This window comes from Thiothrix sp. UBA5583 (assembly GCA_002425225.1).
In the GTDB taxonomy this organism is placed as follows: domain Bacteria; phylum Pseudomonadota; class Gammaproteobacteria; order Thiotrichales; family Thiotrichaceae; genus Thiothrix; species Thiothrix moscowensis.
Map to the genome: position 1 here is coordinate 212,309 of DILV01000026.1, position 23,067 is coordinate 235,375.

Genomic DNA, 23,067 nt, shown 5'->3' on the forward strand with positions numbered 1-23,067 from the left:
GGTTAAACATGCGTCTCGATCAGTTTGTCAGCCAGTCCACTGGCATTCCCCGTTCGGAAGCGTCCGGTCTTATTCGTGGCGGCAGGGTGTTGGTTAATGGCGTGCGTATTACCAAGGCTTCCACCCATATCGACCCAGCGGCGGAGGTGTTGCTGCACGGGGAGCGCATCGTGTTACCGGGCAATATTTACCTGATGTTGCATAAACCGGCAGGCGTGATCAGTGCCACAGAAGACCCCGCGCACCGTACCGTACTGGATTTGGTCGACCACCCGCACAGGTATACGTTACATGTGGTCGGCAGGTTGGACAAGGATACAACCGGCCTGTTGTTGCTAACCAATGATGGAGACTGGTCGCACCGGCTAATGTCACCCAGACACCATGTGCCGAAAACCTATCTGGCAACGTTGGCAGAATCTTTGACGGAGGCAGCGGCACAACAATTGCGTGCGGGTGTGCAATTACACGGTGAGAAAGGGCTGACCAAACCGGCAGAAGTGGAAATCCTGCCTACCCAGCAAGCCCGCATCACGATTGCTGAGGGCAAGTACCATCAGGTGAAGCGCATGTTGGCGGCGGTGGGCAACCGGGTGGAAGCGTTGCACCGGGAGCGAATTGGCGGGCTGGTGCTGGATACGGAACTCCCGCCGGGTGAGTGGCGGGTGTTACAGGGAGCAGAGCTGGGGTTGCTTTAACCCAGAAAACGCTGATAAGCCGGGTTTTCCGTTTCATCCCAATAGTCGTAACCCAGTTTGTCGAGGAATCCGCAAAACTCGCCACGTTCCTGTAGCGGAACCTGTATCCCTACCAGCACCCGCCCGAAATCCGAGCCATGATTGCGGTAATGGAACAAACTGATGTTCCACCCAGCGCTCATGCTGGTCAGAAAGTGCAACAGTGCACCAGGCCGTTCCGGGAACATGAAACGGTACAGTACCTCGTTTTGCGCTCCGTTGGAATGCCCGCCTACCATGTAGCGCAGGTGGATTTTCGCCACTTCGTTGTCGGTCAGGTCGGTGACGGAATAGCCCTTGGTTCGCAAATCCTTGAGTAGTGCTTCACGTTCCTGTTTGCCTCCCGCAATTTTTACCCCGGCGAATACCTGTGCATCGCGGGCGTCGGCGTAGCGGTAGTTGAATTCGGTAATCGGGCGGTTGCTGATGGCATGACAGAACTCACGGAAGCTACCGGGGCGTTCCGGGATAGTGACTGCCAGTAGCATTTCGCGGCCTTCGCCCAGTTCGGCACGTTCGGCGACGTGGCGCAGGCGGTCGAAATTGATGTTCGCGCCGCTGGCGATGGCAATCAGATGTTTGCCTTGCAACTGGTGTTCGGCGACGTATTTTTTCATCCCCGCCACTGACAATGCACCTGCCGGTTCCAGCAGGGTGCGGGTGTCTTCAAACACATCCTTGATGGCTGCGCAGGTTTCATCGGTGCTGACCTGGATCATTTCATCGACTACGTGGCGGGCAATCTCGAAGGTTTGTTCGCCGATCAGCTTGACCGCAGCACCATCGGCAAACGTGCCAACCTGCGCCAGTTGCACCCGTTCGCCCGCCTGCATCGAGGTGTACAGGGTCGGGGCTTCCTCGTGTTCCACACCGATGATCTTGATTTCGGGGTAGAGGTATTTGAGGTAACTGCCGACCCCGGCAATCAGCCCGCCGCCGCCGACGCACAGGAACACGGCTTCAATCGGCCCGGAATGCTGGCGCAGGATTTCCATGCCAATCGTGCCTTGCCCGGCGATCACATCCAGATCGTCGAAGGGGTGGACGAAGGTCATGTGTTGTTCGCGTTCCAGCTCACGAGCGTAGGCGTAAGCCTCGTCGTAGGAATTGCCGTGCAACACCGCATTGCCGCCAAACGCTTTCACAGCATTCACCTTGATCTCTGGCGTGGTCTTGGGCATGACGATGGTGGTTTTGATGCCGAGTTTGGAACCGGATAGCGCCACCCCTTGCGCATGGTTGCCTGCCGAGGCTGCTACCACGCCGTGCGCCCGCTCTTCCGGCGTCAGCGAAAACATCTTGTTGAAAGCACCGCGCAGCTTGAAGGAAAACACCGGCTGCAAGTCCTCACGTTTGAGGTAAACCTCGTTGCCTAGGCGAGTACTGAGGCTGCGGGCTCGTTCCAGCGGGGTTTCAATCGCCACGTCATAGACGCGGGCGGTGAGGATGCGTTTGATCAGTGATTTGCTCATGGGGGTATCTTGGGTAGCCGTGCTTTACGTGCGGGCTAGTATATTGCAAACTCAGCCCCGATCACCATTTTTACAACATCACAGGATAGCATCATGACCCAGGATGAAATGAAAAAAGCGGCAGCAGAAGCCGCACTCGCTTATGTTGAACCCGGCATGATCGTCGGTATCGGCACGGGTTCCACTGCCAATCACTTTATCGACCTGTTGGCGGGGATGAAAGGCAAGATTGAGGCGACGGTAGCCAGTTCCATTGCCAGTGCCAAGCGGCTGGAAGGCCACGGTATCCGTGTGCTGGATCTGAACGAAGCCGGGCAATTGTCGTTGTACGTCGATGGCGCGGATGAATCCAACGCACACCTGCATCTGGTCAAGGGCGGCGGCGGTGCACTGACCCGTGAAAAGATCGTGGCGGGGGCGAGTGAAAAATTCGTCTGTATTGCTGACGATACCAAGCTGGTGAACGTGCTGGGCAAATTCCCGTTACCGATTGAAGTCATTCCGATGGCGCAAGCTCTGGTAGCGCGGGAAATGGTCAAACTGGGCGGTAATCCGGTGCTGCGTGCCGGTTTCACTACCGATAATGGCAATATCATCCTCGATATTCACGGCATGGAAATCACCGACCCGGTGGCGATGGAAAACCGCATCAACCAGATTCCGGGGGTCGTTACCAATGGCTTGTTTGCGATCCGCCCGGCGGATGTCTTAATCCTGGGGGGCGCGGCAGGGGTAAAAACGCTGACGGCGTAACCACCAGCCAAGTACCACGAGCCACAGCAACTCTGGTGGCAAGGCGGCAGCTCCGCCGCCTCCACCGTTAAGCTCGCCACTTTCACTGGGTATTTCGCCAGTCTGTTGGGTAGCATCCTGTGGACGTGCCGCCGCTACCACCGGGCTGGTGGCAGACAGGGCAAAAAAGATATTGTCGTGGCATTTCACCCGTAAGTGGTTTCTGTAAATCCCCGGAAACTGTGCTGGCAATTGTGCGGGTAGGGTAACACTGGCGGCGCCGTCATTGGCGGTGGCGTGCAATAGCGGTATATAAGTTTCCCCATCGGCAGTCAGGTCAATATCCACCTGCTGACAATTGATCGGTTCCTGGTCGGTTGCGGCGACATCCCATACAACTTCCACGTCACTGGCAGCAGTCAGGTAAGGGCTGGCAGGGCTGGTGACAGCAAAGCGTGTGCCGGTATCAACCACGTTGACCCGCATGATGTCATGCGACACTGCACCCTTGCCATCGCGTGCAACCAGCGCAAAGTGCATGGTTCGGGTGGTGGCAGGCAGGATCTGCCCGCGCTGGTTGCCAACCCGCAGAAACAATGGAATGTCCGGTACGGTACGGCTGGGGGATGTGCTGGCAGCCAGCACTTTAACCAGTGGGTTATTAGTGGTGTCTTCGTTAATGGAGGATGCCGCACCTGCATCCACCTGCTCCCAGGTATAGGTCAGCGTATCCAGATCGCGGTCACTGCCCGTACCGCTCAGTAGGAACGGTGTTCCTGCCGGAATGATGCGGTCTTCACCTGCATCAACGCTCGGAGGGCTGTTGGTGCGGCTTGTCACTTGCGCACACAGATTGCCAAGCCGACCCGGTGTATGTGCAAATGAGCGTATCTGGCTAATGGAGGCAATATGAAAGGCTTCATGGCTATTGGTCTGTACGTTGTCGGTGCCACATAAGCCGCTATACGACATGACAGTTGTGCCACTGCCGGTTTCGTAAGCGGTATTGGCTACCCGGTTGCCAAGACAGCTTGCCTGCTCGCTGTTGAATGTATGGCTAGCAGTAAACTGATGCCCAATTTCATGCGCCACAATGTCGATGTAAAATGCGCTGCTGGTGGCAATCGGGGCGGCAATGCCACTGGCTGCCATGCCTTTGGTGGCGTTGTTACAAACACTACCCAATTGGGCAACACCACTCAACCCGCCGCCTGCGGTAGAAAATACATGCCCCAGATCGTAGTGGCTGTTGCCGATACGGCTATCCAGCACGGTTTGGTTGGCATTCATGCTTTGCATGGTATCCGCATCATCGTAAGGATCAGACGTGGGGTCGGTGTAAACTAGCGAGCTGTCACTAACCAGGGTGAAACTGATGGCAAGATCACGTTCAAACACCACATTCAGGCGGTTGACAGTGGTGACAATGGCGGCAAAGGCGGCTGCCTGTCCACCGTGAAATTGCGCGTATTCAGCAGTGGCGGCAGTCGCCAAGCGGTACTGGTTGAGACTCATGTCGGTACGGGCTGCTGCTTTGCTAGCGTGGGCCAGCGGGTTGGGAACGGCTGGTGAGGTGGAATGCGTACCACATGACCATTGTTTGGCAAAGGCATCGTCATTGGCCTGTTTGCTGAAGCTGGCATAGTGCCGTTCATCGTTCCGGGTTTGTGGGTCGATAAACAGGGTATTGCCGTCCGGCATGTCCAGCATGGCATGGAAGCCTGCTGAAGTGAAACCGATACGCCCCTGATAGGGCTTGCCATCGCTGGCAGTCACCCGCCAGGCACGAATTTCCGGGTATTGTGATGCAAGATGCGGGGCAAGCAATTCGACAGGCTCGGCGTTTACTGTAATGAAGTTACCATCCGGCAACGGTAGGGTAATGTTTGCCGGGGCAGCGCGTGCTTGTAGCGTATCAGTGGGAGTAGCAGACAATGTTGCCAGCAGGGATGCCTCATCCAGTTTCAGCCAGCGGGCGTGCTGTAACGGGGGCAGGCGGTTGGCGGCACGGCTGCCTTGCCAGGACACCGATGATGTGGCGGGTGCTGGTAGATCTTGCCACAGAGGCGTATCCGCATGTGCAGCAGAAAACGCCAAACTTACCATTAGCAAGAGCAAACGCAGCATACCGAGCACCCCTATGACACCATTATTTTTATGACACCATAGGGGGGTTAATTAATCAATAATTTATTGGGATATTACAAAAAATTTTTTTATTATTTGGTGCGGCAAGCAGGCAGCATGGTCTGGTTCCAGCGGGCAGAATAGGCTAGTGCAGCTTGCAGGTAACGCTGATGGTTGGGACCATAGAGGGCATCGGTGACGCCATCCAGACACTGGATTGGGCAGTTGGCTCGTACCTGGGCAAATACTTCAGGCTCAATGCCGGGAACCGTAACGCTGCGGCCTGCATTGCACAGGAAATAACGTTCCCCGCGAGCAATGGCTGCCTGGGCATCCGCGAGCGGATTTTTTTCCAATAAAACAGGAAGCTGGCGAGCATAATACTGTTCCTTGCCTGCACTGATTTCAGCCGCTGAGGGCACGTGTATGTTGCCGTTGTTGGCGGGTGGTTGAGCAACCTGTTCCTTGCAAGCGACCAGACTGCTCATGCAACAGAATAGCAGGGGTAATAAGGCTTTCATGCTTTGACTCCTTTGCGACGGCGTACCAACCAGTATGCGCCACCAGCCAGCAATCCTGCCAGTGGTATTGAGCCGCCGCCACCGCCGCCGCTGCTTCCATCACCACCTCCGCTACTTCCACCACCACCGCTTGATGTTCCACTGACAGTGACACGCACATCATCGAAACCAACGCCGCCTTGCTGGTCGCGGGCTACTAGGCGGAAATTCAGCGTCCGGTTTGTAGTGGGCAGTGACGTGGTGATGGTGCGGGTCGGATCATTCGTTGGCAGATGAGCACGTATCAGGGCGTTGTTGCCCGTATCCACTCCAGGGGCGGAAGCGCTGCCCGCATCCATTTGTTCCCACGAATAGCTCAGGGTATCGCCGTCCGCGTCTGTTGCTGATCCGTTCAGGGTGATGGCTTGTCCAATGGTAACTGTAAAGTCAGCACCTGCGTTTACCACCGGGTTACTGTTGGTCAATGCAGAAGCCGCTGCACAGCTTGCCCCTGTGCCGCTATGCGCAAAAGTAGTAATCTGGGCAATGGAAGCAGCATGGAACATGGCATCGCTGTTGGCTTGCAGGTCATCGCTACCACAAATGCCAGCATACGCCATGATGGTACTGCCACTGCCTGGTTCGTAGGCCGTGGCAGCTTCTCGATTGGTTGTACAACTGCCGCTGATTCCGTTGAATGTATGTGTTGCGCCAAACTGGTGTCCCAGTTCATGCGCTACATAATCAATGTCAAACGCATCACCACTTGTATTAAATCCAGAAACGCCTCCTCCCTTGAGGGTGTCGTTACAGACTTTTCCTACATACGCCCGTCCATCACCAAAGTCACTCTTGTCAAACACATGCCCAACATCGTAAGTGGCATTGCCCAAAATACTGTCAAGCCTGATTGTATTTTGATCAATCAGGCTGGAAGCATCACCGTGTGTGTAGCCGTCTGTATTGGTATCGGTAAACAATGTATTTGTGCCGCTGACCAATCTCAGCGCGATAGACAAGTCGCGGCTGTAAATCACATTCAGGCGTGCCACGGTAGCAGTAACAGAAGCCAGTGCATTGGCTTGACTACCTTTCCATGCGGTAAATTCTGCCGTGGTAGCAATCGCAAGATCATAGGTATGCAAGGTTTCTCCTGCACGGGCGGCAGTGCGGGTCGCGTTGGTCAGATCAGGGCGGAAGTTCAATGCATCGTGCGTTTGGCACGACCAATTGCGACGGAAAGCGGCAGCATTGTCACGTTTGCTGAAGCTGGCATATTCGCGTTTGCTTTGCTGGTTTTGCGGGTCAATGAAAACCGTATCGCCATTCGCCATGTCCAGCATGGCATGAAATCCAAGCGGTGTCAGGCTGACCGCCCCACCTAAAATGCTGCCATTGGTACTGCTCACTTCCCAGGTTTGTATCTCAGGATGAGCAGTGGCTACTGCTGGGGCAAGCGTTGCCGAAGAGGTCAGGACAACATCGGCAAAACCACCGTCTGGCAAGGGGAGCTGGATACTGGCCTGCATACCCTGGCTACTACGTGCTTGTGTCGATGCATTCAGGTTGGTGCGTAACGCAGCTTCATCCAGCGTCAACCGGCGGTATTGTTGCAGGGGGGATACGTCTGCCCCGCTACTGCGTGCCGATACGGCACTGTCGTTCTGGATCATGCCCTGGTCTTGCCAGATGAAAGTATTTGCACCTGCGGTTGTATTAGCCAGTAACAGCAAGACGATGGTTGCAATGCGCATAATGTTATCCTGATTGTGTTGTATGAGCTGGAAACGCTTATATGACGCTTTTTTTCATGAAAAGGTTTTATCGTCTTAATAAAACATACACCGCACCTGTCCCGCCATCAATCGGTCTTGCCGAATGGAACGCCAAAACCCGGTCATGTTGCCGCAGCCAGTTGTTAAGTTTGGTCTTGATGACGGGGCCTGTGTGGGCAGAGCGGTTGCCCTTACCGTGAATGATGCGCACACATTCACCAATGCCCGGATGGGCGTCATGCAGGAAAACCAGCAACCTCTGTTTAGCCTGACGTGCATTCAACCCGTGCAGATCAAGCTCGCTGGCAGTGCGGTACTGCCCCGCCCGCAGCTTGCGGAATACCTTGTGCTGGATGCCGGGGCGTTGGTAAAACAGCATGTCACCCGGTTGCACTTCCACTGGGTCGTAAGCATCCGACAACAGGTCACGGATGACTTGCTGTTCATCCTCAATTGTCTTGACCGGAATGGCAGGTGGTTTTAGGTTATCATGCACGACCAGATTGGTCGGGCGCAGCGGCGTTACGTCCTGCATGGATTCGCGGAATAATGAACGGTCATCAATACTCATGAACATACTGCTCAGCAACGACGATGGTTTTCTTGCCCCCGGTATCAACCAGTTACGGGAAGCCCTGATGAAAGTGGCAGATGTTACCACAGTTGCCCCCAGCCAGGATTGCAGTGGGGCAAGCAACTCCCTGACCTTGCGTAATCCGCTGCGCTTGACGCAACACGCCGAGAAATTCTACAGCGTTAATGGTACGCCCACAGATTGTGTACATCTTGGGCTGGGATTGTACGCGAAAGAGCCTGACATGGTGATTTCCGGCATCAATGCAGGGGCCAATATGGGGGATGACCTGCTGTATTCGGGCACGGCAGCAGCAGCGATGGAAGGGCGGTTCCTGGGGTTCCCGGCACTGGCCGTTTCGCTGGCTTTTCCCCGGCATAAACTCCCGGAACATTATGCGACCGCTGTGCAGGCGGTACTGCATTTGTTACCTCATGTGCAAGATTATCCTGACAAGGGCAGTATGATTCTCAATGTCAACGTGCCGGATATTCCGTGGGAACAGGTGCGTGGTTTCAAGGTGACACGCCTGGGCAACCGGCATCGTTTTTCGCCTGTGGTACGGGGGGAAGACCCGCGCGGCAACGAGATTTTCTGGATAGGCCGTGCCGGTGAAGCCGCTGATGCTGGAGAAGGGACTGATTTCCACGCAGTGAGTGCCGGTTATGTGTCGGTGACACCTGTCCATGCCGACCTGACCCGTTACCGGGCGCTGGAGGAAACCCGGCAGTGGCTGGAGCATTGCCAATGACGCGGCGGGTACTGGATGTGCAGGGGATAGGCATGACTTCCCAGCGTACCCGCAACCGGCTGGTTGAATACTTGCGGGATCAGGGTATCTGCCATACCGATGTGCTGGCAGTCATCAGCAAGGTTCCGCGCCACTTGTTTGTGGATGAAGCGCTGGCTAGCCGTTCGTATGAAAATACCGCCTTGCCGATCGGGCACGGGCAGACTATTTCTCAACCCTACATCGTGGCGCGAATGACGGAACTGTTGCTGGAAGGGGAAAACCCGCTCGCCAAAGTGTTGGAAGTGGGTACAGGTTCCGGTTATCAGGCGGCAGTGCTTGCGTCACTGGTGAAAGAAGTGTTTACGGTGGAACGCATTGAACCGTTATACAAGGCAACCCGTGCTTTGTTGCACGATTTGGGCTACCGCAATATTCGCACTTTCCTGAGTGACGGGAGTTGGGGGCTGATAAAGGAAGCGCCATTTGACGCGATCATTGCCACCGCTGCACCTGAAACTGTGCCACCGGCCTTGCTGGAGCAACTGGCGATAGGTGGGCGCTTGGTGATTCCGACCGGCAGACAGGGGCAACATCAGGTTTTGCAGGTCATTACCCGGCAGAACGAGACTGAATATTCAACAGTTAACCATGAATCTGTGCAATTTGTGCCTTTTGTGACAGCCCAGTAGTAGAATTAAAAGAATGATATTTGCTAATTGAGCCACTTTTTCTTACATTTACTAACAACCTTCCCAAATAATTGCATTTGAGTGTTTTCCTCCCCTGGGATTTACGATTAACAAGGTGAAATCATGGAAAGAAAAATCAAACTGGTCGCAGCCATTTCCCTGGTCGGTCTGAGTGCCGCTGCGTGTGCCCCCAACCCTTACTGGCAAGCCCCTGGCTATACCAACCGTAGCACTACCACAACGGCAGGTACGGTCAATAAAGCTGCTGTTTCCCATAGCCATTGTGGTCGGGTACATAGCCACGCATTACCGCCACAAGGACTGGCGCATCACCACGGTGATGGGTGTGTCGGCGGGTCAGCAGGGGGGCAGCCACAGGGAACAGTTCGCTACAACAATCCTCAGCCTGTGAATCCTGGCAGCTACTATGTGCCGCCTGCGGCTACAACGACAGGTGGGACGACCACTTATGGTTACACGGGTGGTGATGCAGGCTACTACGGTTCTGGTGGTGACTATTCAACCGGAGGGAGCAGTGGCAGCTACTACGATTACAGCAAGCCCAAGGATAGTGCAGGTTCAACATCCAGCAGCAGCTCTGAACCGTATTACTATAATTACAGCAGTGGCGCTTCATCCTCTGGTTCCAGTAGCAGCTCATCCACCAGTTCATCCGGCAGTACTTACAGCGGGGGGGATACCTACGTGGTACAGAAAGGGGATACCGTTTTCCAAGCCATGCGCAATACTGGCGTATACTGGAAAGACATCATCCGTTTGAACAATTTGCAAGCACCTGACTACACCATTACACCGGGGCAACGCTTGCGTCTGAAATAAGCAATCTTACCCGGCAGAAACAAAAAACCCGCCTGAGTCAGTGCGGGTTTTTTGTTGGTAGTTTCAACAAACGCCAGTTTTGCAGGTTTCCTCTTCCTTCTCTTTGGCAACAGAAGACTGTTTGTCAGAGCGGATGTAGTTCTGCAACTGGGAGACGGTAACAACACCCATATGGGTATCAACAATCTTCCCTTCTGGGTTGATGATAAAGGTGGTGGGCACACCATAAATCAGCCCCAAGGCAAACATGGTGCTATCCTGGGTAGGGGCGACCGTGTAGGAAATGCGGCGTTGCTCAGCAAACTGTTTGAGTTCAGCGGCTGATGTTTCGCCAGCTTCCATTCCCAGTACGACCACTTCATCCTTGTAGCGACGGGCAATGCTGTTCAGGGCTGGCAGTTCAGCCACGCAAGGCCCGCAGTAGGTTGCCCAGTAATTGACAATAACCCACTTGCCACGGTATTCAGAAAACTGGTGCTGCTGCCCATCAATATCCTTGAAAGAGAAATTGGGCGCTTGAGCAGCAGATGCTACGGATGTAACAGAAGCAAGAAACAGTACAGAAAGAGCAATCGCCCGCTTAAGTAATTTCATATTAACCCTCAACTATATATGACCCGATGGTTCCGGTTACTTACACAAATGTCGGCAATCGTTTTGAAAGGGTTCTTTTATTGTAGATGTCTTATTGAGAGAACGTTGGCGTTTACGGTATTTGCCGGAATGAAATCACCGACAAGCTGACCATGATACTAACACACCTTCCGCATTCGATCGTTATTTAAGCCACACAACACATAACGGGGAAAAAGGTTATGCTCATGTGCTAATCAATGCAAGTTGTATTTTAACGACACTGCCTCGGGGATTTTTTGATCAAAATCAATTAATCTTCACTGAGGCAGTGTAATTAATGAGCGGTAGGTTAGTCTTTGTGCAGTTTGTTGTACCGCACAAGCGCGACAGCACCCAATAGTAGTGAAAGCAGAATCTGCGCCCACTCTGTCAGGGTTGGCACCGCGACGCTACCAGTAGGCGGAACTACCGTGCTGGGGTCGAGATAGTCAGGAATGCTATCCCCATCAGTATCGCGTGCATCGTCAGGCTTGCCGTCAGCGTTTTTGTCTGCACCTTCATCCTTGGTTGGAATGCCATCGCCGTCGTCATCCTTGTCAAGATAGTCCGGTGTGCCATCACTATCGCTGTCCGTGGATACGACCGGCTTTCCATAGCTTTCCCAGTAACTCAGGATGCCATCCGCATCATCATCCCCATCCAGCGCATCAATCGTGCCATCGCCATCGGTATCTAGCGGCTTGCTCAGGTTGTTGCCAACCTCCACTCCGTCAGGAACGCTGTCGCCATCGCTGTCCGGGTTGTTGGGATCTGTGCCGAGTTTGGTTTCATCATCATCCAGCAGCCCATCGCCGTCGGTATCTTTGGGTGTCGGGTCTATTTCGCACACTGCCGGGCAACCATAGTTGCCTGCGTAGTTGTTAGCATCAGTTGAACCCCAGCCAAGGTTGGTGTGGCTGTTGCCAGGGTTGGTTCCTGCCGAGTTGTTCGGGTTGTCCGGTGGCTGGTTGAATGGGTCGGTCTGGTTCTCCAGTAGTTTCACTGCCCCTTGGCAAGTGCCTGTATTGCTGAAACTGAAAACCTCGATTTCCTTGCCCGCTTGCCACTGCATGGCTTGGGCATTGCTGATGTCCACAGAGAATGACAGGTAGTCGGAAGAAGCATCTTCCGATGGTGCTGCAACCGATGAACTGCTACTCCAGCTCAGTCCCGTGATGCTTGACTGTATGTCTGAAGGCTGGAACTTGTCAGTGCCACTGGCATGAGGTGCTTTCAGTGTGACTTGGGCAGTGGTGAACATATTGGGTGAGGGTTCATCACCAGGGTACATGTACACATGGTAACGTTTGTCGGTCTTGCTCCAGTCTACGCGGTAATAGACGCTGTCTGCCTGAGGGTTGGCAGGTGGCTGGGTGCAGGCATTGCTTGGGTCGCTAATGGTGAAGGTGATTTTGGCTTCACTCTGGTAGCCGCGTCCGTCAGTGATCCGGTACGTCAGTGTGTCTGTACCACTATAGCCACTTGTTGGTGTATAGGTGATCTTGCCGTCTTTGACCGAAGCTGTCCCGTGTTGCGGTTGCCCGGTGATTTCGATGGTAATATTTTGCCCGGCAGGCAACAGGTCATTGCCTAAAACGTCAAAGGTATTGGTGCTGCTGTTGGGGTCAAGGGTGAACGTATCATCCTTGGCATCCAAGTCAGGTTCTTTGGCGTTGACGGTGACGTTGACTGTGCCAGTGGCGGTGTCTGCGCCGTCGGATACAGTGTAAGTAAAGCTGTCAGTGCCGCTGAATCCTTCGGCGGGTGTATAAATGATTTTGCCAGCCTGCACGACAGCCGTGCCGCCTGTGCCATTGGTGACACTCAGGATGCCAAGGGTATCATCATCAGCATCGGTATCATTTGCCAGCACATCAACGGTGACAGCAACCCCAGCATCAGTGGTGGCAGTATCATTGGCAGCAACAGGGGCGTGGTTGGTCGGAGAGCCGGGGCAAATGACTGCACCGCCATAGTTGCCGAGGTAATCATTCTCTTCAGTCCAGCCAAGGTTGGCAAACTGGTTTCCAGGGTTGGTTCCGACCGAGTTGTTGGGGTTGTTGGGTGGCTGGTTGAAGGGGTCAGTGGCATTGTTCATCAGCTCAACGCCGTCGGCGCAACCGTTTATGGTACTAAAACTGAATGCTTCTACCTCTGTGCCACCAGCGAAAGCAAACGCTTTGGGGCCGCCGCTAGGGTTGTAAGTGAATGAGAGGTAATCGACGGTTTTGTCTTCAGCGGGTGCGGGCACGTCTGAACTGAGTGTCCAGGTTGTACCGCTTTTGGGCGTGAGATCCTTGATGGTGAATTTGTCTGTGCCAGTGCCATGAGGAACACGCAGCGTTACCTGACCAGTCGTGCTTAAATCCGGCGAAGGTGTGCTGGTAGGGCGAAAGTATACATGATAGCGGCTGTCAGCCGCGTCCCATGCAACCCGGAATTCAACACCGCCATCGGCAGCAAATGCAGTTTGCCCAACCTGCATCATCGCCAGTGCGATTAGTCCTTGTGAAACAGCTTGACTGATCGATTTTTTCATTTTCTTTTACCGATTCTCGTTATGGTCAATTATTGTAAGCCCGTGCAAGTACAGGGTACGGAGTATAACTGCTCCGTACCCTGTGTCATCATTAAGGCGACTGCCGGTTAATGATGTAGTTGGCACTGAAGGTGTTGTTGGTTGGATGCAACAAAACGTTACCCAGCAACAGGTTCACATCGTTGGATGGCCCAGCGAAGATGGAAACACCATCCAGGTTGATGTCTGTCAAGTTGTAACCATTCAGGCGGTAGTTGGTGCTGACTGACAGGTTGTCTTTTGCCAGCAATACATCGCCCAGAATGACGCCAGTATCGTTGGATGGGCCGTTGGCAATGACGCGGACATCCACGTTGGCATTGCCTGCCCACAACATCGCTGTTGTGCCAGAAGTGATGCGACCATTGCTACCCCAGGCGGTGGTGGTTGTTTTGGTGAAATCAACTAGGGTTGCCGTGGATGGGTTCAGGCTGAGCGCGTTGGCTGTTGTCACACCCAAGTGGTTGCGGTGATGGACTGATACGTAGTAATTGCCTGCTGTAACACCTGTAAACATCAGGGATGTACTGCCAGTAGCGGCATCCATGACATCGCCATCGCGTTGTACCAGAGCTGCCATCTGTGCCTTGACCATTGTTGGTGATGCGGCATCACGTACTTCCAGCAATACCCAGTCAACAGGTGCATCGTTCCCCGTTGTTGCAAACAGGGACGCGAGTGCGGTTTCCTTGCCTGCATATTTGAATATGCCGACATTGTATGGCTGGTTCAGCGGAATCAAGCCTTTGCTGCGCAGGTCGTCCTGCATGAGCTTACTGGTGGTGTTGTACGCACCTTGCAGCATGACTTTGGCCTGCAACTTGACGCCGTTGGTGGTGGCGTCAAGATAGTCAGGTACTTTGTCACCATCCGTATCAATAGCGTCGGCGGGGCTGCCGTCCTTGTTCGGGTCATTGCCTTCGTCTTTGGATAGTTTGCCGTCACCGTCGTCGTCGGTATCCAGATAGTCTGGCGTTTTGTCACCGTCAGTATCATCATCGGTTGGTGTACCGCCGTTGTAGTTCTCGTGTTTGCTCAGAACGCCATCGTTGTCGTCGTCGGTATCCAACGCATTGACAGTACCATCGCCATCGGTATCAGTCGGTTTGGCTGGATCGGAACCTACCTCGGTTTTGTCATCAACACCATCGCCATCCGTATCTGCTTTTAACGGGTCGGTTTTGGTGGTTTTGACCTCAGTGCCATCCGGTAAGCCGTCTCCATCGGTGTCTGCTTTGTTGGGGTCAGTACCCAATTTGCCTTCTTCTTCGTTGGTCAGGCCATCACCATCCGGGTCGGCCTTGGGGCCGTCGGTATCATTCTTGTCCAGATAGTCAGGCTTGGTGTCGCCGTCAGTATCAATGGCATCAGCCGGACTGCCATCCTTGTTCGGATCGTTGCCTTCATCCTTGGACAGTTTGCCGTCACCATCATCGTCGGTGTCTAGGTAGTCTGGTTTACCATCCGTATCGGAATCATCATCGGTTGGTGTGCCACCGTTGTAGTTCTCGTTTTTGCTTAGAACACCGTCATTGTCGTCGTCGGTATCCAATGCATTGGGTTTGCCATCCGCATCGGTATCCGTCGGTGTGGCAGGATTTGCGCCGACCTCGGTTTTATCATCAATGCCGTCACCGTCTGTGTCGGTTTTGAATGGGTCGGTTTTGCTCTTGTTGACTTCATCACCATCCGTCAGGCCATCACCATCGGTATCCGGTTTGAGTGGATCGGTTTTGCTGCTGTTGACTTCTGTGCCATCCGTCAGGCCATCACCATCGGTATCCGGCTTGAGCGGATCAGTTTTGGTGGTTTTGACTTCCGTACCATCAGACAGGCCATCACCGTCGGTGTCTGCCTTGTTCGGGTCCGTGCCGAGTTTGGTTTCTTCCTCGTTGGTCAGGCCGTCACCATCCGGGTCGGCCTTGGGGCCGTCGGTATCGTTCTTGTCCAGATAGTCAGGCTTGGTGTCGCCATCCGTATCAATGGCATCGGCTGGGCCGCCATCGTTGTTCGGGTCGTTGCCCTCGTCCTGGGACAGTTTGCCGTCACCATCGTCATCGGTATCCAGATAGTCTGGTACTTTGTCACCGTCAGTGTCGTCGTCAGCCGGAGTGCCACCGTTGTAGTTTTCGTTCTTGGTCAGAACGCCATCATTGTCATCATCGGTATCTTTTGCGTCTGGTGTGCCGTCTTTGTCAGTATCTTTGGGCGCACTAGGGTCAGTTCCTACTTCATCTTTGTCACTGATACCATCATCATCGGTATCCGGGTCGTTAGGGTCTGTACCTGCTTTGGTTTCATCTTCGTTGCTTAAACCGTCACCGTCCTTGTCGCCTTTGGGGCCATCCTTGTCGTTGGCATCCAGATAGTCAGGGATTTTGTCGCCGTCACTGTCGGTGGCATCTGCGGGTGATTCGTCCTTGTTTGGGTCGTTGCCTTCAGCAGAGGATAGTTTGCCATCACCATCATCATCACTATCCAGATAGTTGGGAATACCGTCCTTATCTGTGTCGGTCAGGATGGTGGAAGGGTTGGTATCACCGTCAGTATTGGCATCTTCCGCAGTCGTTGGCAGGCCATCATTATCGTCATCACGATCCTGATAGTCGGGTTTGCCGTCTTTATCCATATCAGGCAGGGAGGCTGCTTTGCCACCATTATCCGGGTCGAAGGCATCGTCCAGACCGTCTTTGTCGGTATCTTTACCGGTAGGTAGCACGTCAGCTTTGCCATCATGGTTGGCATCATGGCCTTCGATGCTGTCGAGAACGCCGTCATTGTCACTATCCGGGTCGGTACTGTCAGGCGTGCCGTCCTTGTCAGTGTCAGTAACACCGTTGCCTTCTACTGTGTCGAGAATACCATCATTGTCATCATCCGTATCGTCAGCGTCTTTTACGCCGTCTTTGTCTGTGTCAGGGCGGTCATCCGTTGCATCCAGATAATCCGGTACTTTGTCGCCGTCGGTGTCTTTGGCATCAACCGGTGAGCCATCCGCGTTCGAGTCGTTGCTTTCATCTTTGGATAGCTTGCCGTCTCCATCGTCATCGGTATCTAGATAGTCGGGTGTGCCATCTTTGTCGGTGTCATCGTCTGCGGGTGTGCCGCCGTTGTAGTTTTCGTTTTTGGTCAGGACTCCATCACCATCATCATCAGTATCCAGTGGGTTGATCTTGCCATCACCGTCTGTGTCAGGTGCTACACCGCCCGGTGCTTCAACGCCATCATTGACGCCGTCACCATCGGTATCCATTTTGGTTGGATCTGTGCCAATTTCTTTTTCCAGCCCATCTTTCAGGCCATCACCATCAGTGTCCAGGCTGTCGCGGCAATCAGCACTATTGGTTCCGTAGTTGTCTTTATAGTTGTTTTCACCTGCTCCACCCCAGCCCAGATTGGTGAACTGGTTGCCAGGGTTGGTGTTTGCCGAGTTTTGTCCACCGGCAAGAATGGGGGCATTGAATGGGTCGGTTTCGTTATCAATCAGACTGACTGCGCCAATACAAGTACCGCTGTTGCGGAAGGTGAGAACTTCTTTTTCTTCACCGGCTTTCCAGGCAAAAGCATCAGATTTGATAACAGACAAACTGAAGGATACGTAGTCTACGGAAGAGTCTTCCGGTGGGGCATTTACACGAGAGTCGTTCGCCCAATTGGTGTTGATTACCGCTGTTTTCGGGTCATCCACCACAAATGCGTCTGCCCCGGTTGCATGAGGTACACGGATTGTTACCTGCCCAGTCATGCTTCTGTCATAAGGGGTAGGTGTGGTGATCGGTTTCATGAAGACATGGTAGCGATCATCCTTGGTATCCCAGCGGATGGAGTATTCCAGTGTCTGGGCTGCCCAGGCGCTGTTGCCTGCAAGCAGTAGTACCGAGGCACTCAGGCCGAGGTATTTGCGGAGTGTTCTGGACTGCATGTTGGACTCTCTGTGTATCGTTTTTATGATTGGTTACGAGCGTCTGGGCGGGTATGTGGGATACCCGCCACCTAGCTTGTCTTATTTACAGGCGATTGCTTCGCCGTAATTGCCTTTGTAATGGTTTTCACTGACAGCACCCCAGCCCAGATTGGTGAACTGGTTGCCGGGGTTGGTGTTGGCGGAATTGGGTGATGCATTGAACGGATCATCATTAGCCATCAGGCTGACACCATCCACGCAACCATTTTTGTTTTCAAAGCTGAATACCATCAGTTCTTTGCCTGCTTCCCATGCGTAGTTACGGGCGCTGGTACCTTGCAAGCCAACAAAAGAGAAGGAAATGTAATCGCTGCTGGCGTCTTCTTTGGGTGCATCAACACGGGATGCTTCTACCCAATTGCTGCCTTCGACGGCACTTTTGATATTGGTTGCGGTGAAACCAGCCTTGTTGGGAACCTTGACGGTGACTTGTCCGGTCAGGCTGATGTCCGGTTTTGGCGTGGCGGCAGGTTTCATCCACACCTGATAGGTTTTGCCGTCTTCTGCCAGTGCCAGTTTGTATTCCAGAGCAGCGTCAGCCATGACCGATGTTGCTGACATGAATAATGCGATGCCTCCGATGATGATGCTTGGCAAGCGGAAGGATTTGTTGGTTTTCATTCGTTGTCTCCTGTGTATAGCCCGATTTTATGGTTCATTAATGATAAAAACGTTCTTGATCAAATGGAATTTTTTACAGACAAAAGGCAAGACCTGGGGTGAGCAGGTCTTGCTGAATCATGAGCGGTTAATCGTCTACATCCTCATCTTCACTCTTGTCCATTTGTCCGCGAGCGACGTAGTTTGCTGCCATGCCTGTATTGTCTGGATGTAACAACACATTGCCCATCAACAGGTTGATGTCATTGTCGGGGCCGGTAAAGATGGTTTGCCCATCCAGATCCAGATCGGAAATGTAGTAGCCAGACAGGCGGAAATTGCTGTTGACCTTGAGATTGCTGGGGTGCATTAGTACCTTGCCCATGATCACATTGGTGTCATTGGCAGGACCATTCGCAATCAGGCTGTTGTTGTTGTTGGCTTCACCTGCCCACAACAGTGCAACATCGCCTACTTCCAGCCGCGCATTATTGCCCGTGACAGCGAATCCCGGCAGGGTGAAGTCAGTTGCCGTCAGGGTGGGTGACAGCAGAATCGGATCTTTGGTCATTACGCCTAGGTGATTACGGTGGCGCAGTGCAACGTAGTAATTGCCTTCCGGTACATTGGGAATACGCAAGTGTGCCTCATTGTTCAGCGGATCAGCAACATCGCCATCACGTTGCAGCAAGGCGGCCTTGGCAATGGTGCGGGCACGCGGGTTGCTGGCAGAGCGCAATTCCACCAACACCCAGTCGACACTGGCATTCTCACCCGTAATGGCAAGAATATCTGGCGTAGTTTTATCCGCATTCCGGTACTTGAAGGCCGTCATGCGGTCACTGTAAGGCTGTTCGAGCGGAATCAGCCCGGCTACCCGCAAATCGTCACGCATCAGTCCTGTTTTGCCGTCATAAGCACCTTGCAGGAAGCCGCGCACGTGCAGCACTACAGTTGGTACTTCATTATTATCCAGATAGTCAGGAATACCGTCTGCATCCATGTCGTAAGCATCCAGCGGATTGCCATCCTTGTTCTTGTCGGCTTTTTCGTCTTTGGTCAGCTTCTTGTCGCCGTCATCGTCGGTATCCAGATAGTTGGGTTTGCCGTCACCGTCAGTATCCAGTGCATCATCGGGCGTCTTGTTGCCGTTACTATCCGGTTTTTCGTATTTGGTCATGATGCCGTCACCGTCATCATCGGTATCCAGCCAGTCGGGTTTGCCGTCACCATCGGTATCTTTCGGTACACCCGCATTCTTTTCGTAGGAGTCAAGCAGCCCGTCACCGTCGTTGTCTTCATCCACATCAATCACATTGATGATGACATCCTGAAGGGTGCAGGCAGCTTCGGAATCACATACCTGGATTTGCAGCACATAGGCATTGTCCTTGTTGGCATCCGCCGGTTTTTCGTAGTCCGGGCTGACTTTGAAAGTGATGACACCGGTTTTGCTGTCAAGGTTGAACAAGGCCATGTCTGCCCCGCCGCTGAAGCTGTAGGTCAGGCCGCTGGCTTCGTTGTCCTTGTCGTCAGTGGTTTGCACATCCAGTGCAGTACCCGTACCGTTTTCGCTGAAGGTGACGGCTGCCGGGGACGAGAATACCGGCGGCATGTTGGGGATGCGCCAGTTCACTTCTGCACCCAGTTTCGGGTAAGCCGCCAGTGTGCTGGCAATGCCCGCATTGACGGGGCCAAACTGACTGTTGTTGGCATCCACCGCGTCATCCAGTCCGTCTTTGTCGGTATCTGTGTCCGCCAAGGTGAGGCCAGCTTCCCTGGTGTCGTTTTCGCCTGTACCGTCGCTGTTGGTGTCGAGGTAATCGGGGTTATCCGTACTTTCTGTATTGACCGGAACCAGTCCTGTGCCGTAGGCATCATCCATGCCGTTTTTGTCAGCATCCACGCCGGAGGGGGCGGTGAAACCGGCAGTGGTTTGCGCTTCGATATTGTCAGGAATGCCATCGCCGTCAGCATCAAGGTCAAGTTGGTTCGGAATGCTGTCGCCATCCGCATCAGCATTGCCTTCAGTGGCATTGGGGATGCCATCGTTATCCATATCTGCGTCGTTTTTATTACCAATACCATCCAGATCGGTATCCTGTAACACCGTAATGGTCAGCAGTTTTTTGGTAATGACGTTTTCTGCATCCGTGACGGCAACCTCTACCAGATAGGCATTATTGGCATCTGCGTCGGTAGGTGTGGCAAAGACTGGCGGTGTTTTGAAAGTCAACTGGCCATCGCTGGCAGCAATATTGAATTGGCTGGCATCTGCCCCACCTGTCAGGCTATAGGTCAGGCCATTACCTTCACTGTTGGTGTCGTCAGTTGCTGCCAGATCAGTGACCGGGGAAGTGGTTTTTTCCACATAGTCGATGCTGCCAGCATTAGGGATGACCGGCGCGGCATTAACCAAACGCCAGAACACCTCCGTGCCGTTGTCGGGGTAGGCTGCCAGCAGAGAAGTGATGCCTGCATTGCTTGGGCCAAAGGCAGCATTGTTGCTGTCAGTGCCATCATCCAGCCCATCTTTGTCAGTATCTTGCACCAGCAGGGTGACACCTGCTTCCAGTGTGTCATTGGAACCGTTATTGTCCGAATCAGTATCCAGATAGTCAGGGTTGTCACTGCCATCTGTGTTGACCGGTGTCAGTCCGGCTCCATAGGCATCGTCCAGACCGTTATTGTCGGCATCTGTACCCGAAGGGGGCTTATACCCTGCGGTAGATTGTGCTTCGATATTGTCAGGGAGGCCGTCATTATCAGAATCGAGATCAAACTTGTCGCTGATTCCGTCGGCATCCGTATCGGTATTGCCTTCTGTACTGTCAGGAATACCATCGTTGTCAGCATCTACGTCCGTTCCATCCAGTACGCCATCAGCATCCGTGTCCTTGACAACTGTTATAGCGATGGTCTGTTTGGTGGTTGCGCCCAGTTGGTCAGCAACAGAAATTTCAACGCTGTAAATGTTGTTATGGTCAGCATCCAACGGATGGTTTATATCAGGTACTGCCTTGAAAGCCAGTTCTCCGGTGGCACTGATGGTAAACACATCCTTGTCAGCCCCACCGGACAGGGTATATAGCAGCCCTGTACCGTCAGCCTTTTCTGTATCCACATCATCCGTGCTTTGTACATCAACCACGGCAGTGGTTGTATTGCTAAATACATTGAATGTGTTGCCTGTTGAAATGATGGGGGCAGGGTTACAAGCAGAGACTTCTTCAACAATACTCAAACCAGGGGTAATGTTGGTGCGTACCGTGTTTTGCATTTTTGGGGTATCGACGGCGCAAGCCACGCTCGACTTATAGCAAAACTGTGGTGGTGCGGATGATTTGAAGGTCATCGCCACTTTGGGGGCAATGCCATCATTCCAGGCGGTTTTCCCCACGGGCTTGCCCACTGAGCGCAGTTCCAGTTCCTTGATGGAAGAGGCTGATATGTCAGAAATGTCCAGGGAGCCTGTTCCACCAATCATTTCAACCGGGCCTTTCAGCACTTCACCGGTAGCCGCATTGACCACTTTGACTTTTAGTGAGGTGAAATCTTCCCCGGATGCCATGCTCGTATCAAAAAACTGCACTTTTTCCCACGCCAGCGTTGGGTCTGCTTTCCCATCACAGCGGTATTCTTCCAGGGGTACAGACAGTTTGCCGGTGGAGCGGACACAGGGGGTTGCACCGGTTTCTGGATCCCATGAAATCAATTGTCCGGCGTCACCAAACGAATAGACACAAGCCCCATCAGTATTCAAACCATAAGGGTAAGCTGCGGCACCTGCCCCAAAGACCCCGCCAGACATGCTGCTGCCGGTACAAACCGAGTTAGTCGCCCAATCCCAGCAACCGACACTGTTTTCAGGGTAGAACTGCGGGAAGAAAACACGGGTATCAACATAAGTCTCTGCGACAGCGTTCAGGCCGGGCTGGCTGGCATGAACCGGGCTGACGGGTACACTCACCGGGTTGGAGCCATCCAGATCGTAGCAGATTGCATTGGTGTTATAACCGGCAATACAGACACCTGTCATTTTTTCATTGGCATCCATGCGACGGAAAACGTCGGTTTGTCCAGTGGTAATGCTGATGGGGTTGACCGCCCAGTCAGCACATTTGGCATTGGTAGCCGTATCAAAACAAGCCATCGCCCCGGCAGTATTGGCAACATAAATACGTTTGCCAATCGTCTGTATATCGGAACCATTAGTGCCCCACGTATTGGTATCAAGGGCATTGACGCCTACAGCGACAGGTGTGAATCCCTGGCAGCGTTGCAGGGAGTTGGCAGGATCATAGCAGTCGATGTGACCGCCTTTGGTTAACACATAAATCTTGTTGTCGATAACGACGGGGCCTGCATAACCGCTATCCTGTACAACAGGGCTGGCACCACAGGATGAATCTGTTTCGCCATCCCAGCAGTAAATTTGCCCAAGTTGACCATAGGCCGCATTGCCAGAATCGTCACCGATGTACAACTTGTTGCCAATGTTGACGACCAGAGGGGACATGCCGGTTGGAATACCCGGTGCTTTGGGGTAGCCAGTGCAAACAGCTTCCGTGCTAGTATCATAACACCAGATGTTCGGGTTACTCTGGTGATGGTTGATCCCCATGATTTTGCCATTGTCCAGAATGCCAGGAGCAAAACCATCACCACCACCACTCAGGTTGACCGGGCCGGAAAGGGGCAGCGTCATGGTGCGGCCTTTACCCAAACCCGTGGGTACTACAAACGGGTTGCTGAAGATCATGGCGTTGACGCCGGAAGCGGGTTGGGAGCTGCTGAAGCTGACTCCGGCATTGGTTGAGTATTGTGCTGTCCAGCCAGAGGGAAGTTTCAGGCTACCAGGAACCATGGTATGCCCACCTTCCAGCTTGTCTGTCAGGATGACGTTTTCCATGATGCCAGCGCGGTTGTTACTGTGGGTCACAATCCAGTCCATTGTGCTGGAACTGCCATCCGGGGCTTTGCTGGAGACTATGCCTGTTTTGTTTAAATCTTCATCGGCTGCATGGGAATATGCAGGTACTAATGATAAGGCAGTTGAGAAAATCATTGACACGATGAATATGCTACGGTTTTGTAACAACCATCGTCCGGTTGAACCCGTCATTGTGAC

At 53.4% G+C, this 23,067-nt stretch carries 14 protein-coding genes and 1 pseudogene; 5 read left to right on the forward strand and 10 right to left on the reverse strand.

From position 1 onward, the window contains the following. Positions 1 to 8: 8 nt before the first annotated feature. On the forward strand, positions 9 to 698 hold the full coding sequence (locus B2U47_RS09745; RefSeq protein WP_296679366.1) for a pseudouridine synthase: 690 nt from the start codon (positions 9 to 11) through the stop codon (positions 696 to 698). Here the strand turns inward: B2U47_RS09745 and ilvA are convergent. Further along, positions 695 to 2,215 (reverse strand): annotated as a pseudogene (ilvA, locus tag B2U47_RS09750) (threonine ammonia-lyase, biosynthetic); the annotation flags it as partial. The gene B2U47_RS09745 and the pseudogene ilvA overlap by 4 nt on opposite strands. 87 nt (positions 2,216 to 2,302) lie before the next feature. On the opposite strand from ilvA, the gene rpiA reads away from it, so the two are divergent. After that, entirely contained in the window at positions 2,303 to 2,962 is a 660-nt protein-coding gene (gene rpiA, locus B2U47_RS09755) for a ribose-5-phosphate isomerase RpiA (RefSeq protein WP_296679362.1), read from the forward strand. Here the strand turns inward: rpiA and B2U47_RS09760 are convergent. From B2U47_RS09760 to B2U47_RS09775, 4 genes are all read right to left on the reverse strand, one after another. Next, entirely contained in the window at positions 2,918 to 5,068 is a 2,151-nt protein-coding gene (locus tag B2U47_RS09760; RefSeq protein WP_296679360.1) for a reprolysin-like metallopeptidase, read from the reverse strand. The genes rpiA and B2U47_RS09760 overlap by 45 nt on opposite strands. 92 nt (positions 5,069 to 5,160) lie before the next feature. Then, positions 5,161 to 5,589 carry a hypothetical protein gene (locus tag B2U47_RS09765; RefSeq protein ID WP_296679358.1) on the reverse strand — a complete coding sequence of 143 codons (429 nt, stop codon included), beginning with the start codon at positions 5,587 to 5,589 and terminating at the stop codon, positions 5,161 to 5,163. Continuing rightward, on the reverse strand, positions 5,586 to 7,322 hold the full coding sequence (locus B2U47_RS09770) for a reprolysin-like metallopeptidase (protein ID WP_296679356.1): 1,737 nt from the start codon (positions 7,320 to 7,322) through the stop codon (positions 5,586 to 5,588). Before B2U47_RS09770 ends, B2U47_RS09765 begins: the two co-directional genes overlap by 4 nt. Before the next feature lie 67 nt (positions 7,323 to 7,389). Beyond that, a complete protein-coding gene (locus B2U47_RS09775; RefSeq protein WP_296679354.1) occupies positions 7,390 to 7,914 on the reverse strand; it encodes a Smr/MutS family protein in 525 nt (174 codons plus the stop codon). Here B2U47_RS09775 and surE point away from each other — a divergent pair. The 3 genes from surE (at position 7,913) to B2U47_RS09790 (ending at position 10,179) form a co-directional block, all read left to right on the forward strand. Continuing rightward, complete coding sequence (gene surE / locus B2U47_RS09780; RefSeq protein WP_296679349.1) at positions 7,913 to 8,668, forward strand: 5'/3'-nucleotidase SurE; 756 nt, start codon at positions 7,913 to 7,915, stop codon at positions 8,666 to 8,668. The genes B2U47_RS09775 and surE overlap by 2 nt on opposite strands. Next, positions 8,665 to 9,339: a protein-L-isoaspartate(D-aspartate) O-methyltransferase gene (locus tag B2U47_RS09785; RefSeq protein WP_296679799.1), complete on the forward strand. Its 675-nt coding sequence runs from the start codon at positions 8,665 to 8,667 to the stop codon at positions 9,337 to 9,339. Before surE ends, B2U47_RS09785 begins: the two co-directional genes overlap by 4 nt. A gap of 123 nt (positions 9,340 to 9,462) precedes the next feature. Then, on the forward strand, positions 9,463 to 10,179 hold the full coding sequence (locus tag B2U47_RS09790) for a LysM peptidoglycan-binding domain-containing protein (protein WP_296679347.1): 717 nt from the start codon (positions 9,463 to 9,465) through the stop codon (positions 10,177 to 10,179). Positions 10,180 to 10,242: 63 nt separating this feature from the next. Here B2U47_RS09790 and B2U47_RS09795 read toward each other — a convergent pair whose 3' ends face one another. The 5 genes from B2U47_RS09795 to B2U47_RS09815 all read right to left on the reverse strand — a co-directional run bounded on the left by B2U47_RS09795 (position 10,243) and on the right by B2U47_RS09815 (position 22,890). Next, on the reverse strand, positions 10,243 to 10,773 hold the full coding sequence (locus B2U47_RS09795; protein WP_296679345.1) for a TlpA family protein disulfide reductase: 531 nt from the start codon (positions 10,771 to 10,773) through the stop codon (positions 10,243 to 10,245). Between the two features lie 331 nt (positions 10,774 to 11,104). After that, positions 11,105 to 13,333 (reverse strand): IPTL-CTERM sorting domain-containing protein, encoded by a 2,229-nt coding sequence (locus B2U47_RS09800; RefSeq protein ID WP_296679343.1) that lies wholly within the window; start codon positions 13,331 to 13,333, stop codon positions 11,105 to 11,107. Positions 13,334 to 13,424: 91 nt separating this feature from the next. Further along, positions 13,425 to 17,294 (reverse strand): hypothetical protein, encoded by a 3,870-nt coding sequence (locus tag B2U47_RS09805; RefSeq protein ID WP_296679340.1) that lies wholly within the window; start codon positions 17,292 to 17,294, stop codon positions 13,425 to 13,427. Positions 17,295 to 17,375: 81 nt separating this feature from the next. Then, on the reverse strand, positions 17,376 to 17,957 hold the full coding sequence (locus B2U47_RS09810) for a cadherin (protein ID WP_296679336.1): 582 nt from the start codon (positions 17,955 to 17,957) through the stop codon (positions 17,376 to 17,378). A gap of 127 nt (positions 17,958 to 18,084) precedes the next feature. Then, on the reverse strand, positions 18,085 to 22,890 hold the full coding sequence (locus tag B2U47_RS09815) for a cadherin repeat domain-containing protein (RefSeq protein ID WP_296679332.1): 4,806 nt from the start codon (positions 22,888 to 22,890) through the stop codon (positions 18,085 to 18,087). Positions 22,891 to 23,067 lie beyond the last annotated feature (177 nt).

Coding starts and splice junctions, on each gene's coding strand:
- B2U47_RS09800 (WP_296679343.1), bottom strand. CDS start 13,333: ATGAAAAAATCGATCAGTCAAGCTGTTTCACAAGGACTAATCGCACTG.
- B2U47_RS09765 (WP_296679358.1), bottom strand. CDS start 5,589: ATGAAAGCCTTATTACCCCTGCTATTCTGTTGCATGAGCAGTCTGGTC.
- B2U47_RS09795 (WP_296679345.1), bottom strand. CDS start 10,773: ATGAAATTACTTAAGCGGGCGATTGCTCTTTCTGTACTGTTTCTTGCT.
- rpiA (WP_296679362.1), top strand. CDS start 2,303: ATGACCCAGGATGAAATGAAAAAAGCGGCAGCAGAAGCCGCACTCGCT.
- B2U47_RS09775 (WP_296679354.1), bottom strand. CDS start 7,914: ATGAGTATTGATGACCGTTCATTATTCCGCGAATCCATGCAGGACGTA.
- B2U47_RS09805 (WP_296679340.1), bottom strand. CDS start 17,294: ATGCAGTCCAGAACACTCCGCAAATACCTCGGCCTGAGTGCCTCGGTA.
- B2U47_RS09745 (WP_296679366.1), top strand. CDS start 9: ATGCGTCTCGATCAGTTTGTCAGCCAGTCCACTGGCATTCCCCGTTCG.
- B2U47_RS09760 (WP_296679360.1), bottom strand. CDS start 5,068: ATGCTGCGTTTGCTCTTGCTAATGGTAAGTTTGGCGTTTTCTGCTGCA.
- B2U47_RS09790 (WP_296679347.1), top strand. CDS start 9,463: ATGGAAAGAAAAATCAAACTGGTCGCAGCCATTTCCCTGGTCGGTCTG.
- B2U47_RS09810 (WP_296679336.1), bottom strand. CDS start 17,957: ATGAAAACCAACAAATCCTTCCGCTTGCCAAGCATCATCATCGGAGGC.
- surE (WP_296679349.1), top strand. CDS start 7,913: ATGAACATACTGCTCAGCAACGACGATGGTTTTCTTGCCCCCGGTATC.
- B2U47_RS09785 (WP_296679799.1), top strand. CDS start 8,665: ATGACGCGGCGGGTACTGGATGTGCAGGGGATAGGCATGACTTCCCAG.
- B2U47_RS09815 (WP_296679332.1), bottom strand. CDS start 22,890: ATGGACTGGATTGTGACCCACAGTAACAACCGCGCTGGCATCATGGAA.
- B2U47_RS09770 (WP_296679356.1), bottom strand. CDS start 7,322: ATGCGCATTGCAACCATCGTCTTGCTGTTACTGGCTAATACAACCGCA.